The organism is Microcoleus sp. PH2017_05_CCC_O_A, assembly GCF_020738785.1.
In the GTDB taxonomy this organism is placed as follows: Bacteria; Cyanobacteriota; Cyanobacteriia; order Cyanobacteriales; family Microcoleaceae; genus Microcoleus.
Map to the genome: position 1 here is coordinate 36,800 of NZ_JAEQCB010000020.1, position 14,184 is coordinate 50,983.

The 14,184-nt window shown below is 44.6% G+C and carries 15 protein-coding genes; 5 read left to right on the forward strand and 10 right to left on the reverse strand.

Annotation, left to right across the window (positions count from 1 at the left end; genetic code table 11):
* Positions 1–29: 29 nt before the first annotated feature.
* The 8 genes from JGK20_RS06705 to JGK20_RS06740 all read right to left on the reverse strand — a co-directional run bounded on the left by JGK20_RS06705 (position 30) and on the right by JGK20_RS06740 (position 6,932).
* The gene (locus tag JGK20_RS06705) at positions 30–359 is read right to left on the reverse strand and encodes a type II toxin-antitoxin system PemK/MazF family toxin (protein WP_293183686.1); all 330 of its coding nucleotides are present in this window, start codon (positions 357–359) and stop codon (positions 30–32) included.
* Entirely contained in the window at positions 346–753 is a 408-nt protein-coding gene (locus JGK20_RS06710) for a DUF2281 domain-containing protein (RefSeq protein WP_293183688.1), read from the reverse strand. Before JGK20_RS06710 ends, JGK20_RS06705 begins: the two co-directional genes overlap by 14 nt.
* Positions 754–935: 182 nt before the next feature.
* On the reverse strand, positions 936–1,220 hold the full coding sequence (locus JGK20_RS06715; RefSeq protein WP_293183690.1) for a type II toxin-antitoxin system mRNA interferase toxin, RelE/StbE family: 285 nt from the start codon (positions 1,218–1,220) through the stop codon (positions 936–938).
* Positions 1,217–1,441, reverse strand: coding sequence for a hypothetical protein (locus tag JGK20_RS06720; RefSeq protein ID WP_293183692.1), 225 nt, complete (start codon positions 1,439–1,441; stop codon positions 1,217–1,219). Before JGK20_RS06720 ends, JGK20_RS06715 begins: the two co-directional genes overlap by 4 nt.
* A 133-nt stretch (positions 1,442–1,574) precedes the next feature.
* Positions 1,575–3,263, reverse strand: coding sequence for a DNA repair helicase XPB (locus JGK20_RS06725; protein WP_293217064.1), 1,689 nt, complete (start codon positions 3,261–3,263; stop codon positions 1,575–1,577).
* Between the two features lie 443 nt (positions 3,264–3,706).
* Positions 3,707–5,587, reverse strand: coding sequence for a hypothetical protein (locus tag JGK20_RS06730; RefSeq protein WP_293229860.1), 1,881 nt, complete (start codon positions 5,585–5,587; stop codon positions 3,707–3,709).
* Between the two features lie 691 nt (positions 5,588–6,278).
* Positions 6,279–6,728: a hypothetical protein gene (locus tag JGK20_RS06735; protein ID WP_293191961.1), complete on the reverse strand. Its 450-nt coding sequence runs from the start codon at positions 6,726–6,728 to the stop codon at positions 6,279–6,281.
* 6 nt (positions 6,729–6,734) lie between these two features.
* Complete coding sequence (locus tag JGK20_RS06740) at positions 6,735–6,932, reverse strand: hypothetical protein (protein WP_293183700.1); 198 nt, start codon at positions 6,930–6,932, stop codon at positions 6,735–6,737.
* A 187-nt stretch (positions 6,933–7,119) separates the two neighbouring features.
* Between JGK20_RS06740 and JGK20_RS06745 the strand changes: the two genes are divergently transcribed.
* Positions 7,120–8,571 carry an aspartate ammonia-lyase gene (locus JGK20_RS06745; RefSeq protein WP_293229863.1) on the forward strand — a complete coding sequence of 484 codons (1,452 nt, stop codon included), beginning with the start codon at positions 7,120–7,122 and terminating at the stop codon, positions 8,569–8,571.
* A 176-nt stretch (positions 8,572–8,747) separates the two neighbouring features.
* The gene (locus JGK20_RS06750; RefSeq protein WP_293206940.1) at positions 8,748–9,074 is read left to right on the forward strand and encodes a hypothetical protein; all 327 of its coding nucleotides are present in this window, start codon (positions 8,748–8,750) and stop codon (positions 9,072–9,074) included.
* On the opposite strand, the gene JGK20_RS06755 is transcribed toward JGK20_RS06750, so the two are convergent.
* Positions 9,067–9,237, reverse strand: coding sequence for a hypothetical protein (locus JGK20_RS06755; protein ID WP_293206942.1), 171 nt, complete (start codon positions 9,235–9,237; stop codon positions 9,067–9,069). The two genes, JGK20_RS06750 and JGK20_RS06755, sit on opposite strands and share 8 nt — an antisense overlap.
* Positions 9,238–9,375: 138 nt before the next feature.
* Between JGK20_RS06755 and JGK20_RS06760 the strand changes: the two genes are divergently transcribed.
* Both JGK20_RS06760 and JGK20_RS06765 read left to right on the forward strand, forming a co-directional pair.
* Positions 9,376–10,344, forward strand: coding sequence for a DUF362 domain-containing protein (locus JGK20_RS06760; RefSeq protein WP_293183705.1), 969 nt, complete (start codon positions 9,376–9,378; stop codon positions 10,342–10,344).
* 394 nt (positions 10,345–10,738) lie between these two features.
* Complete coding sequence (locus JGK20_RS06765; RefSeq protein WP_293191965.1) at positions 10,739–11,677, forward strand: class I SAM-dependent methyltransferase; 939 nt, start codon at positions 10,739–10,741, stop codon at positions 11,675–11,677.
* Positions 11,678–12,280: 603 nt separating this feature from the next.
* Here the strand turns inward: JGK20_RS06765 and JGK20_RS06770 are convergent.
* The gene (locus JGK20_RS06770) at positions 12,281–13,747 is read right to left on the reverse strand and encodes an Ig-like domain-containing protein (protein ID WP_293229866.1); all 1,467 of its coding nucleotides are present in this window, start codon (positions 13,745–13,747) and stop codon (positions 12,281–12,283) included.
* 142 nt (positions 13,748–13,889) lie between these two features.
* Here JGK20_RS06770 and JGK20_RS06775 point away from each other — a divergent pair, with 142 nt between their 5' ends.
* On the forward strand, positions 13,890–14,165 hold the full coding sequence (locus tag JGK20_RS06775; protein ID WP_293183709.1) for a hypothetical protein: 276 nt from the start codon (positions 13,890–13,892) through the stop codon (positions 14,163–14,165).
* The last annotated feature ends 19 nt before the right edge of the window (positions 14,166–14,184 follow it).

Below are 14,184 nucleotides of genomic sequence, written 5' to 3' on the forward strand. Positions count from 1 at the left end.
AGGGAGTTGTAAGGGCGATCGCTTTATCATTAAAATTGAGGCTTAACATACAAATCCCAAACTCGTTTCACTACTTCTGCATCTGCTTGAGAAATTTGTCCGATTTTCGCCAGCAACAAAGACTTTTCCAAACAATCTAATCTAGATAAACGCACTGTTGAAGCAATACGCAAACCGCTGGCTTGCCAATCATTAAGAAATACATCAGTTTGGCTGCGGGGTTTTGCAGAGGTGACGGCTGCTGCTACCACATCCTCGCCATCCAACCACAATAAAAGTATGGGACGTTTTTTAGAGCCTGCGCCACCTGTAAAGGGAATATTTGCTACCCAAAAATCACCCGATTCAATAGTCATCATAAAGTCCTTCGTCTTCGGGTGCGTAGCTGTTCAAAAAAGCCTCGTGGCTGCGAGTAATAGCTGAGTCAATTAAAGATTCTTCGCCATCAAGTACCGAAAACTCCGTTAATTCAGGATAAGTCAAAAAATCTTCGGCTGTAGCTGCTATATATGGTGCTAGTATTTTATGGCGTTCTGCGATCGGCAACCTAGCAATTTCTGTAAGTGAGAGCTTGAGAGTAGGTGCGGTTGTTGGCGAATTGTTAGACTCAGAACTTTCGCTGGATAACTGCTTTTTCTGTGACGCTTTTTGCACGAGGAATTGTACAAAGTCGAGGACTTCTTCTTGTTTCTCAGTTGGCAACTGTCGCAGATTCTCTAACACGGCTTGCTCAAAATTGATTGTTTCTGACATTTCAATTACCTTCCTTAAGCGTTGATCGGTTTATTTATCACGCAGCCAAGTTTTGTAGTTCCATGTTTGCAAATCACGCCGATCACAATTTCGATCGCTAAAATCCTATCCCATCAGCAGTTATATACAGTCATCCAGCATTTCATAATCATCCAAGCAATTAGAGGCTGTATTCATAAAACTTAGTAAACATCATCATGAGAGCCAAGAGTCAGCAGTAAAATCTCTGCTTCATCTGTATCTGAATTATGAACAAATTTAAACACAATTCGATTGCTATAGTCAATGGAACAAGACCATCTATCCGATAAATCTCCTTTGAGTTTATGAGTCCGTAAAGTAGGAGCAAATGGCTCTTCAGCAAGTTGTTGTAATGTTTGCTCAACTAAAGAGCGCAATTGCGGATTTTGGCGAACTAAACGCTTGAGCGCACGAGTAAAGGCTGAACTCCAAATTAAAGTTTTCACTCATCTAACTCCGCCATCAAGTCGGCAACTGTACCTCGACGCACATTGCCTATTTCATAATCTTTTTCTGACTCGGCAACTGCTTTCAATAGTTCATCGCGATGCTGTTGCTTAAGACGGTTTTGAATGATATCGATCAGCATATTCTGCTCTTCAGGCGAGAGAGCTTCTACGGTATCTATTGCTTTTTGAAAAATAGAAGTCTTTTCAGCTTGAGTCATGTTTAGGTTAAGGTTGCAATCAGTCTATTATAGCTTAACTTAATCGATGGGTGCATCTCAATTTGGGAAGGGCTTCGCCCCTACGAGTATATTTGCAAAAATGAGATGCACCCGGTCTATCCTGCCAAGCCAACTAACCATCGCCTTGAACCTCAATAGTATAACTGTAGCCCTGTTCAGTCAGAAACAGTTGGCGGTGTCGCGCAAAATCTTCCTCGCAAGTTTGTAGCGACACTAATGTATAAAAACTCGCAGTATGTCCGTCAGATTTAGGCCGGAGAATCCGTCCGAGGCGCTGCGCTTCTTCTTGGCGAGAACCATATTTACCTGATACTTGAATTAACACATCGGCATCGGGTAAATCGACGGCAAAATTGCCCACGCGAGATAGAATTAATCCGGGAATCTCTTTGTGACGGAATGCTTCGTATAACCGATCGCGCTCAACCTGTTTTGTCTTCCCCGTAATCAGAGGTAATTGGGTAACTAGGGCGATCGCATCTAACTGTTCGAGATACTCACCAATAATTAAAATACGGTGTCCCGCCTCCTTTTGCAACAAACCTTGCACCACATCCAACTTACCCGGATTTTCCGCAGCAATCCGAAACTGACTGCGGCGCGGCGCTAGGGCATATTCCATTTTTTCTGCCTCATTTTGGGCGACGCGGATTTCGGTACAATTAGCTGTAGCAATAAATCCCTGTCCTTCCAATTCCCGCCAAGGTACGTCATAGCGCTTCGGGCCAATTAGCGTGAAAACATCGCCTTCTTTCCCGTCTTCGCGAATCAATGTCGCAGTTAAACCTAACCGCCGTCGCGCTTGTAAGTCGGCGGTAATCCGAAATATCGGTGCGGGTAATAGATGAACTTCATCATAGATAATCAGTCCCCAGGATTGCGCGTTAAATAACTCGAAGTGGGGGAATTCATCATCTTTAGTCGATCGATAACTGAGCATTTGGTAAGTCGAGAGAGTTACAGAAGCCGTTTTTTTGCTGTTGCTGCTGTACTCGGCGATCGCATCTTCAGTTAAACTCGTCTTGTCCAATATTTCCCTGCGCCACTGGTGCACCGAAGTCAAACTGCTGGTGAGAATCAGTGTCTTTTGCTGCACCAAACTCATCGCAATCATCCCCACAATCGTCTTACCAGCCCCGCACGGTAGGACGATCGTACCGCTGCCGCCTCTAACCTCTCCGCCTTGATAGAATGCCTCTACGGCTTCCTTTTGATAGGCGCGCAAATTAAAGGGTAAGTCGCTTCCTAAAGTGCGATCGCGCAACGCAATCGCCAACTCCGCACCCTCGATATATCCAGCCAAATCTTCCGCCGGATAACCTACTGCTAGCAAAGCTTGTTTGAGTACACCGCGATTCCCCGCATCGACTTGAAAGCAAAGATCCGAAATCCGCTTACCTAACAGCGGTTTTACGCGATCGTCCCGCACTAACAACTCCGTCAGCGGGCGATCGACAATCCGCAGTTGTAAATTGGGATTTTCCGCATCAATCCTTTCAATTACCGTCAATCCGTAGCGCGTACCGAGTAGTTCAATTTCCTGCGCTACCGATTCGGGAATATCATATTTAGCATACTTTCGCAGCGCTGCGATCATCAATTCAACTAACATTCCCGCCGCCCTGGCATTCCACACACTCAAGGGCGTGATCCGATAGGTGTGGATGTGTTCGGGACTTTTGATTAATTCGGCAAAAGGTGCGATCGCTTCTCGTGCTAATTTCGCTGTAGGGGCGTGAACTTCTAGTAAAATTGAGCGATCGCTCTGCACGATTAAAGCATTTTCAGCAACATAACTCATAATTCACAGTTGACAGTTGATAGTTGACAGTTGACAGTTGGCAGTTGGCAGTTGACAGTTGGCAGTTGGCAGTTGACAGTTGACAGTTGATAGTTGATAGTTGACAGTTGGCAGTTGACAGTTGACAGTTGATAGTTGATAGTTGATAGAAGGAAAAAATCCCTTCGAGTTCGATCAGGGTAAAAAGAGGGGAGAAGGAAGAAGGAAGAGAAATGTTTGGTTTATTTATTCCAGTCTATGTGAAAGGTGCGTCGCGATCGAGATTGTAGATCGCATTTAGGGATTTATCGCCAGCGACGCACCCTACAAATACTCTTGTGGGGGGGCAGGATGCTGCTCAAAGTCCCCCTTTTTAAGGGGGATTTAGGGGGATCTTGCCTCGGCTATAAACGAAAGATACAAAGGTTTTCGCGCGATTGTTGATACTCATAATATCAGGTGTATTATTTATCCGACTGGGGTAAGACATAACCCATTTGTCGCAGGGCGGTGCGAAATTTCGTTTCCTGGCCCAATGGAACCGCTACAGTGCGATCGCCCGCCAACTGACAGAACTTTTTAGTACGGGAATCATTGGCAATCAGCAATGCTATATGGGCGGTAGTACATTCGATCAACCTGACACTACCTATATCTTGCACGCTATTCGATCGCTCTGTAACATCCGTCAGAAATTGTTGCACAGTTTGCGGCAGCGGTTCAATACTCCGGGCGTCCAAAAACTCTGTAAACTCGGCTAATGGATATCCGTTTTCAATGGCTACAAAGATTTTTGGGCGATCGAGACGCCACACAACATCCGAAACTTTCTTAGTATAGATATCCAGGACGATCGCATCCGATGTCTCGACACCATCTCCCGCCGCAATAATTTCTAGATTCGGCAATACCCGCAGCGTTTGACGAACCTCAATTGCTGGCGGAATATACTTATCCGTCAAATCCAAACAATAAGCCCCCAAAGCCGTCAAGCGAAAATATACTAAGCCATCATAACGACTGAGAAATTCCAGATTGTCCGTTCCCCAAAGATAGTCATAATCGGATGGTATGAGTAACGGATCGACATATGCAACATCAATGATTCCCAAAGTAGCAGCATACTCAAACAAAAAACACCGCATATATCGTTCTTCCAGAATCCGCCAACTGTCGCCACTCAATTCTGATAAGTTTCCATACCCAGGTTCACCAATATACAGATAGTAAGGTTCCTCCGTCACCTCAAACCTATGGCCCGTTGCGACTAGATATTGGCTAAAGTCATGAAACATAACCCACTTACCCACAGGACATTCTACGAGCACAGAGGCGATCGCATCTCTCCGCCACGTCACATCCGTAATGCCACCTGCACCCCTCCCAGTTTGTCCTTTGATCGCATCAATGCGGCGAAATTCATCAAAGACTTTTGTCTTTAACCAGCGCTTCCATGCTGTCTGTAAACCTTTGGCGGGTGATTCTTGTAAAGCTTTCAGTCCCGCTTTCGTCAAAACTAGCTTTTTGCCCGATCGTTCCGCGAACTTGCTCCCTTGCGCTATCATTATCCAAGCAAAGGGCTTGATGCTACCGATTTCAGCGAATACTTCATCATCGTAGTCGCTATCCTTGGCTAGGCTAATTTGACGCTGTTCCTCATTATAAAAATCACCGCCTTGCAATATAGAGGCGATCGCCTTTACACTTCCAGCAGTAGGTAAAGCAGTTTTATCGCTAACCGCAACTTTACCCGACTGAATCAGACGCAAAACGGCTGCAAAATCCTTTGTAGCTGCCAACTGTGTTTCACAAGAAGCCAAGGGAATATCGTATTCTTCTGTCTCCTTTTTTTCTGTACTATAGTTATATCTTTGAACGCGGAGTTTCACATGATTTCCTACTGTTTCACCAGCATCATCTAACGTGGCTTCTTTTGGTTCTGGAACGAATTTGAGCAATTCTTCTTCTAAATCGTAGGGTATCTGCCTGCCATAAATAAACAAGCATAGCAGAGATGGTTCTCTGTTAGTTCCATAGCGATCGCTTGTTCCAAAATTTGCTGGTTCTCCGTATTTTGCGCTAAATATCTCAGGAAAATAAATACCATCCTCCCCATGTATAACTTCAGATACAGCCGCTTTTTGAAGGTTGTCTAATTTCGCCCACACCTTCCGAAGGTTCTCTCCCAGCAATTGCGATCTAATGCCATCAACCAGATCTGCTTTACGGGTTAATTTACGAGGATCTGGTAATAATGCTTTGAGCTTTTTTAAATCGTCAACAATTATTCCTTCGAGTGCCTGTTGGAGGCTAACAAGGTTATTTATGGTTTGGTAACGCGACATAATATTTGACAATGCGCCCGCTTCAAAATTGTTTTTGCAACCCAAATATAACAACTTTACGGGATGCAAAGCTTGAACTTTTGTTACAAAATCCAGAAATTTGGTTAAACAGTTACGGTACGATGAATCGGAACGGTGTATAGATTATTTGTTTTAAATTTTAATGGAATATTTACCACCCTAAAATTACCCGGTTCAACAGTAGTCGGGTGCGTCGCCATTAACAATCCCTCAAAAAAAATGGACAATCTCAAAGCGACGCACCTTAGACTTCTTGCAAAAGTCCTTTTAATCAAATTTTCGGACGGACTCTGGGCACCATCCCACAAGTCAATCGATTTTAGATTTTAGATTTTAGATTTTAGATTGACCCCACGGATAAATTTGGGGGAAGAGAGGATTTTAGATTTTCGATTTGGGATTGATTCAACATTAGCTGTAGGGTGCGTCGCCATTAACAATCCCTCAAAAAAATGGACAATCTCAAAGGGACGCACCTTATAAACTGAGCCTCTTATCAGCAAAACGAACAATTATATTGTATGGTTTGTTTGGTCCACCCAATGTGTAACGTGCGTCGCCATGAGATATGGCGTGAAATTTAGGGATTGTTCTCGTGCGACACACCCTACGACTAACTGAAACCATTGCCGACAAAGGAGTTTTTATGTAATTAATTTTGTGTGGTTACTTACTCGATCGACACTGACATATTGTAACTTGCACCTCCTCTTTCTGTACCGACAGCTATTTCATAGTCTCCTGTTTGGCTCAATTCTCCAGACCAGTTTTTTGATTCTTTAACTATCGTCTTTGTATTTGGGTCTATGATGTTAAAAACAGCATTTTTTTCAAGGGATTGGATCTCGATCTTCATCTTTTGCCCTTTTTTAGCTTTAATCAAATAAGTATTAACAGTGCCGCGCGCTACTCCTCCTTTGATTTCCGCTGAATTAGTACCTTTTTTGAACTGGATTCGCTGCTGAACCTTAGCCATTAAAACGGCAGGTTTTTCGGAAGTTGCTGGGGAGGAAACCATGCTGGATATGGCTTTTACTGAAGCTGGAAAAATCAGGGATGCACTTAAGCCGATCGTCAAAATATTGAGCGGGAATTTGAAACTTTTTGCTGGTGTTCTCATGGGAGTTTAACAGTAAGAGTGAAATTTGTTTACTTGTAGGATTATAGCTGACTGGGGCTGTGTGCGCGCGATCGCCCTTACCGCCAACTTGATTGGAGAGGGAACCCCGAGATGTGAGATAATTCTAGGCGATCGCAACTTACCAGAAAGAATTGGTTGAAAGTCGTAACCCCGATCGGGAGAAATAAAAATCAGACTATTCATTACTCCAATCCTCTTCCTTCTAGGTAGAGGTCGCTCTCAAACTGTCAACTGTCAACTGTCAACTGTCAACTGTCAACTGTTGAAGCATTACTGCACAGTCGCCAGCGGGTGCGGTACAGTAAAAACACCCGCAGCGTGGTGTTACCCAAAAAATTGTACACTTCCTAATTATCACAAACCAGACGATATGACTCAACAGCCAACCATCACCTACCGCACCGAAAGCGACTCGATGGGAGACAAACAAATCCCATCTACTGTTTACTACGGCATCCAAACTCTGCGCGCCGTTGAAAATTTTCCAATTAGCGGTATCAAGCCTTTATCAACTTACGTCGATGCTTGCGTTTTAATTAAAAAAGCTGCCGCCATAGCTAACGGTAAACTCGGCTGCATTCCTGAAGATATCAGCACAGCACTGATTAAAGCTGCTGATGAAGTTTTAGCAGGAAATTTGCGCGATCAATTTGTCGTTGATGTCTACCAAGCAGGTGCCGGAACTTCTCACCACATGAACGTCAATGAAGTTCTTTCCAATCGCGCTTTGGAAATTATGGGCGATGAAAAAGGTAACTACAAGCGCGTTAGTCCCAACGATCACGTAAACTACGGTCAATCAACCAATGATGTGATTCCAACTGCAATTCGGATTGGCGGATTGTTGGCTTTGGAAAAAACTTTGTTCCCGGCTTTGTCGCAGGCGATCGCATCCCTGGACAAAAAAGCCGTAGAATTCCACAATATCGTCAAATCCGGCCGCACTCACCTGCAAGATGCCGTCCCGGTGCGACTCGGCGAAACCTTCCGCGCTTGGGCACAGATTCTTAGAGAGCACAGCGCCAGAATTGCCACTGCTTCCGGAGATTTAACATCCTTGGGATTGGGCGGAAGCGCCGCGGGAACTGGCTTAAATACTCACCCAGAATACTGCGAAAAAGTCGCTCAAATTCTTTCGGAGTTAATCCAAAAACCTCTGAAACCAGCACCACATTTAATGGCAGCAATGCAGAGTATGGCGCCGTTTGTCAATGTCTCCGGCGCCATCCGAAATCTCGCTCAGGATTGCGTTAAAATGTCCCACGACTTGCGTTTGATGGATTCCGGGCCAAAAACAGGTTTCAAGGAAATTCAACTGCCTCCCGTGCAACCTGGTTCCTCAATTATGCCTGGGAAATACAATCCGGTGATGGCAGAAATGACATCGATGGTGTGTTTTCAAGTCATGGGTTACGATAGCGCGATCGCCCTAGCAGCCCAAGCAGGACAATTAGAATTGAACGTAATGATGCCCCTAATCGCCTACAATCTAATTCACAGCATCGAAATTTTGGGCAACACCATCAGCGCCCTAACAACCAAATGCCTCGACAAAATTGAAGCCAATGGCGATCGATGTCTCGCCTACGCAGAAGGCAGTCTCGCCCTCGTTACCGCCCTCAATACTCACATCGGCTATCTCAACGCCGCCGCCGTCGCCAAAGAATCTCTCGAAACCGGCAAATCTTTGCGGCAAATTGTGCTGGAACGCGGTTTAATGAATGCAGAAGACTTGGCAACAGTTCTCGATTTGGAGAAAATGAGTGCGATGCCAGAAAACCGGGCGGTTGAAACCGCGTCTATAAAAACAAAACCCTTCTAGTGCGGGTTGAAGGCCGGGCGGTTAAAATTAAATTATTTTCTTTACACCACGCAGGTGGACTTCGTTTGTGTAGACGCGGTTTCAACCGTACGTCCTATCTAACGCCTAGGTTTCTTTAGACGCGGTTTCAACCGCCATCTTAATCTTTTCAACTCTAAAGTTTGGGAGCAATATTTATGCGCGCAGGTTCCTTTGGCAAAGTAACTCAAGATAAAGAGAACACCACTCAAGTGACATTTCATTATGTGGAAGGTCACACGGAAACCTTTACTATTCCGATGCCCGCACTAGAATTTCAAGAGGAAGTGCTGAATTTGTTAAATCAACCTTGGTTGACTTTTCATCTAGTCGATCAAACGGTTTTTATCTGCACGGCCCGATTGGTGAAAGTGGAAGTTAAACCTGCTATCCCGGAACTTCAAGGTCAAGGAATTTTCCCTAACTCCCTGCGAGTTAGTACCATGCAGCGGGCTGCTTCTGGCAGATTACCGATGTCTACTTAAACTTGGTTGATGGTAATGGGTAATTGGTAATGGGTAATTGGTAATTGGTAATTGGTAATTGGTAATTGGTAATTGGTAATTGGTAATCACGAAGTGTAAAAATACTAATAATCCATTTCTCCTGCCAATTCCCGATCGCCAAATCCCAAATCCCAATTCCCAATTCCCGATTCCCAGAAACAATTAGTTTAAAGCCTCTCCCCGATCGGGAGAAATTAAAATAACACGATTCATTACTCCAATCCTCTTCCTTCTTTTATCAACTGTCAACTGTCAACTGTCAACTGTCAACTGAATGATTATGTCTTCTGTTAGTTTAATTCGGGCCAATTCATACGATCGCCAAAAGCTACAAAAATCTTTAGAAAACCTGCTCGCACCCTTGGGCGGAATCTCAGCTTTTGTCAAATCGGGCGATCGTGTTTTACTCAAACCCAACCTCCTCACAGGTGCTCGCCCTACCAAAGAATGCGTCACCCGCCCAGAATTAGTTTACTGCGTGGCGAAAATGGTCATCGAAGCAGGTGGTAAACCGTTTTTAGGAGACAGTCCGGCTTTTGGTAGCGCCATGGGTGTCGCCAAAGCCAACGGTTATTTGCCACTGTTGGCAGAACTAAATTTGCCCGTAGTAGAGTTTCAAGGAAAACGTTACAAAACAGTCAGCCAAGATTTCAATCATCTCCGACTTTGCAAAGAAGCAATGGAAGCGGATGTGGTGATTAATCTGCCCAAACTCAAATCTCACGTTCAATTAACCGTCACAATGGGCGTCAAAAACTTGTTCGGCTGCGTGCCCGGGAAAATGAAGGCTTGGTGGCACATGGAAGCCGGCAAAGATAGCGCCAGATTCGGTCAAATGCTGGTAGAAACTGCCCGGACAATTAACCCAAATTTGACGATTTTGGATGGCATTATCGGTCACGAAGGTAACGGGCCCAGCGGCGGCGAACCTAAGTTTTTAGGAATTTTGGGCGCCTCCAGTGATGTGTTTGCTTTGGATCGAACTTTAGTGGAAATTATTAATGTCGATCCAGCAATGGTTCCGACTGTAGCTGCGGCGATGAGATTGGGACTGTGCTCGAATTTGGAGGAACTCGATTTTCCACTGTTGCGCCCGGAAACTCTCAAGGTTTTCGATTGGAAATTGCCGGAAAATATGATGCCGATCGACTTTGGGATGCCTCGGGTGATTAAGTCAGTGTTCAAGCACCTTTATATCCGCTTTATCAAAGAAAATAAGGGAACAAGTGTGTTTTTATCGAACAAGTGACAAAGCAAGTTACAATAATTTCGACATTTTTGGGCAGTGGCCCAAACCCTCATTCTACCGTTTAAATTTGAGCTGTCGAGAAAGCCCAAACCCTATCCCAGCCTGATTTCTGACTAAAACCTGTCCTGAGTATTGAAATTCAATGAGTTATCTTCAATAAGATGCTAAGCTAACAACCATGCCGGAGAAATCTGTTTCTGAATCCTCATAATTTTAGGGTAATCATCTACTGTGTATCAGAACACACAATTTTCAACTGCGATAACTGATTTCATGATGTAAACTGCGACTCCGGTGGTTATCAGTACATCAAGTCTGTAAAATAAGGAGAACTCCAATGCAAACTCAGAAGCCCTTAAGTCCTACTGTAGTTTCCCTTATATCGGGACAGAGTATGAAACCCTGGTTATTCATCCCGGGTGATTGGCGAAGACCTGCAAATAAAGAGTCATTTCAATTGTACTGGTGTCAAAAATCACAACTTGGATGCCTCCATCCTCTACCAGAACTAGACCAAATTGAGAGCTTCTACGACATCGACGATTACTATACTCACCATGCAGAATTTACCGACTCAGAAGCACCCTCTTCTATTTCCTTCTTCGATAAATTGCGAACCCATCTAGCTTGGCGTTTCGATAAGGGAGTAGATGTCACCACTCAATGGTGGAAACAGCAGTTCGGGACTTCTTCTTACTCGATACTAGAAATCGGTTGCGCCAATGGCAAACTGCTGGAAGACTTCAAATTGGATGGTCACAAAGTCTGGGGAGTAGAACCAGATAGACAAGCTTTGCGTTTCGCCGAGGAACGAAATCTTGATGTATATTATGGCACTGCTGAATCTTTGCCCCCGGAAATCACGTCGAGAAAATACGACATGATTATTATGAACCACGTACTGGAACATACCATAAATCCTGTACTGGCACTCCGCAATACCATGGAGTTGCTCGTGGACGGCGGCAAATTGGTGATGGAAGTACCAAATAACTCGTGTAGGGCGCTAAAAGAATCAGGGATTGCATGGCTCCATCTAGATGTGCCAAGGCATTTTTATTTCTTCACACCGGACAGTTTGCGCGCTATCTGCCAACAGGTGGGATTTGAGGTGATTTCTACCGAGTTTAATGGCTACTATCGCCTATTTACTAACGGTTGGATCGATGATGAAAGAAAAATTTTGAATGCGCTCGATTCAAGGCAATCTCCTGGGATGGTAAAGCCCAAAGCAAACAGTAAACTCCAAGCTTGGAAGTTACTACTGAAAACATTTCTGGCTCCCGACGAGAAAAAATACGATTCAGTCAGAATTGTTGTACAAAAGTCATAGTAAGAGCGAAGGAAGGGAAATAAGGCTTTGAGAATTTCTTATTACCTTGAGAATTTCAGAAGCGAGGCTTCCCATTACCTAAGACAGAACTTACGCATGACGGACGGGTGCATCTAACTTGGGCAATTACGTCTTTTTTGCCTTAGTGCTACTTTCCCCACATAGCAAAGCTTCTATAAAGCTATCGCAAGCGATGTGGCACTATTCAAGCAAACTGAGATGCTACCCTGACTCACCAGCTCTGCATACGGTGTGAAAGTAGGAACAATCCCGAGCAGGAATCGCCCCTATCTCTAGGCCTCTTGCGTAAGTCCTTTGACAGTTGACAGTTGATAGTTGATAGTTCAATACGGTTCACTTAAGAATTCTTATACTCGGAGATCCCCCTAAATCCCCCCTTAAGAAGGGGGACTTTAAGAGCTTTCTTTCCCCCCTTTTTAAGGGGGGTTAGGGGGGATCGGTCTTAAGTAAACAGTATTGGTTGATAGTTGACAGCTACCTCTACCTAGAAGGAAGAGGATTCGATTAATGAATTGTTTTCTTTTAATTTATCCCGATCGCGCTTCCGGCTTTAAACCCATTCTTTTTGGTAAAAGATTTTGTTTAGGGCAGCCAGCGGGGGCGGAATCCTTTTAAAGGCAAGTCTTCGGGTGATGGAGAATTATTAGTAGATGCCGGTGCGTTTTTTAAGTTTAAAAGTATGAGAGTTGAAGAGGCGATCGCATTTCCGCCATCTGTTCTCAAATCTCCTGCGACTGGTTCCGATTTCTTGACAACTAGCCGATCTAACAGCAATTCTAACCCATCGGGCGACAAGCTCATTTTTGTCTCCACTTGGTCGGGCAAAACTAACAGCGGTTTTACTGCAAATGTCTGCAAATTAATTGCTTCTAGGGTGAGTTGCTCGGAAAAATCTTTTCCGGGCTGGCGCCTGGTTAACAAGCAGTAAAGCTGAGGATTTCTGGGATCAAACTGACAGTTGAGGAATTCTCCGGCGGTGCGGATCAATTCTTTTTGCAATCCCTGGTTGGTTACTAAAAAGATTGACTGCGTAAAATCGCTATTGTACTTGAGCATTGCCGATTCTCTGCCGTCGGGAGTGAAGCTGAACACTCTCCGAAAAGATGGTATGAACTCTAAAGGTTTGACGTTTGGTGTGAGGGATAAAATGGCGATCCCGTCTGCTTGGGGATTGGCTAAAGTTGCGCTGTCTGGGGCGATCGCAAATTCTCCAGCGGGATGACTTAACAACCGCTGCGGCACCGCCGAAGTGGACGATCGCACTACCCACAAACCAATGTCCTCTGCATTGCCCCTCTTTGCCCGCTGAATCGCGATCGTCTTGCCGTCAGCAGACAGATCGAATTTGAGATTTTCATAGTCTTGATTGCCTAAAATCTGCTGAATGCTACCAGGTTTTTGAGCCGGATCGGAACTTCTGCCTGTAGTGACGGCATACAAAGATTGTTCGTACAAACCAGGCTGATATTTTGACCATTCGCTAGCAGAAAATAAAATGCGATCGCCCACTGGGTAAATTTTATAATCTTTAATTACTAAATTTTCAGGGGTGAGGATGATTTTTTGTTTGCGGGTGAGATTGTAAAGAATTAACCGCCCTTTTTCTGAGGCTTCTGTGCCAGTGTAAACAAAAGCGCGATCGGGCGTGCTAAATTGACTGACAAACGGTGCGATCGCATTTCCTTGTTTGTCAGAACCTAGTTTTTCCCGCGCTTGTTGCAATGAAATTGTATAAGTGCGATCGTACTGGGGAGGCGCGATTAAAGTATATACCAACCGTCGCCCCGACCAACTAATTTTTCCCGGCAAAGGTGGCTCGACGTGCAGGTTTGCTTCAACGCTTGCACGATCCATCTGGCGGCTGAAAGTCAGGACAAAAGCCGTATCTCTCGCCCCTACTTGTTTGTTTTCCCAGCTAAAATCGCGCACTTTCGGTAAAGATCGATCGCCTTGAGCAAGCAAAAACCCGATCGCGAAACTCAGCAATACCATCAATGATACAGCCGTGCGGTCGATCGGCTCTAATTTTTTTAATTTTCCCACAAACATACAATAGCCTGAATTTAGACTAGACTAATTGCCAAACTTGTTTCAATACAAACAAGCAATCTCAAATAAAAAGTTAAATTTTATGCGATGGCTCAAATCAGTCTGTTAAACTAATGTCTTTCCCCTCTACAGGAAAGTTATCGTGAACAAAAACCTACTAACTTTGCTCGGCTGCTCCGGTTCTGTAGCCTTAACGATCTTAGCGGTAAATCCCGCTAATGCTAGCACCCGAATTTCCCCAAATCCCAGCATTGAGCGCAATGGCGAAATATCAGCCAATCCAGACATAAATCAAGACGAAACCCAATCCTCGCTGCCAGAAATCAACTCTGACAAAATAGGAGACCTCGCCCTCATAACTTCAGGCTGCAACTGTGCTGGCTGTCGAGTTCAAGTCCCCCAAACGATCGAACAATGACGGCTGCTAGTTCCTCAGC

What these genes read in the sequence shown, in the direction of transcription:
- JGK20_RS06710 (WP_293183688.1), bottom strand. Translation starts at nt 753, where the DNA reads ATGTCAGAAACAATCAATTTTGAGCAAGCCGTGTTAGAGAATCTGCGA.
- JGK20_RS06760 (WP_293183705.1), top strand. Translation starts at nt 9,376, where the DNA reads ATGTCTTCTGTTAGTTTAATTCGGGCCAATTCATACGATCGCCAAAAG.
- JGK20_RS06750 (WP_293206940.1), top strand. Translation starts at nt 8,748, where the DNA reads ATGCGCGCAGGTTCCTTTGGCAAAGTAACTCAAGATAAAGAGAACACC.
- JGK20_RS06745 (WP_293229863.1), top strand. Translation starts at nt 7,120, where the DNA reads ATGACTCAACAGCCAACCATCACCTACCGCACCGAAAGCGACTCGATG.
- JGK20_RS06770 (WP_293229866.1), bottom strand. Translation starts at nt 13,747, where the DNA reads ATGTTTGTGGGAAAATTAAAAAAATTAGAGCCGATCGACCGCACGGCT.
- JGK20_RS06765 (WP_293191965.1), top strand. Translation starts at nt 10,739, where the DNA reads ATGAAACCCTGGTTATTCATCCCGGGTGATTGGCGAAGACCTGCAAAT.
- JGK20_RS06705 (WP_293183686.1), bottom strand. Translation starts at nt 359, where the DNA reads ATGATGACTATTGAATCGGGTGATTTTTGGGTAGCAAATATTCCCTTT.
- JGK20_RS06740 (WP_293183700.1), bottom strand. Translation starts at nt 6,932, where the DNA reads ATGAATAGTCTGATTTTTATTTCTCCCGATCGGGGTTACGACTTTCAA.
- JGK20_RS06735 (WP_293191961.1), bottom strand. Translation starts at nt 6,728, where the DNA reads ATGAGAACACCAGCAAAAAGTTTCAAATTCCCGCTCAATATTTTGACG.
- JGK20_RS06730 (WP_293229860.1), bottom strand. Translation starts at nt 5,587, where the DNA reads ATGTCGCGTTACCAAACCATAAATAACCTTGTTAGCCTCCAACAGGCA.
- JGK20_RS06720 (WP_293183692.1), bottom strand. Translation starts at nt 1,441, where the DNA reads ATGACTCAAGCTGAAAAGACTTCTATTTTTCAAAAAGCAATAGATACC.
- JGK20_RS06725 (WP_293217064.1), bottom strand. Translation starts at nt 3,263, where the DNA reads ATGAGTTATGTTGCTGAAAATGCTTTAATCGTGCAGAGCGATCGCTCA.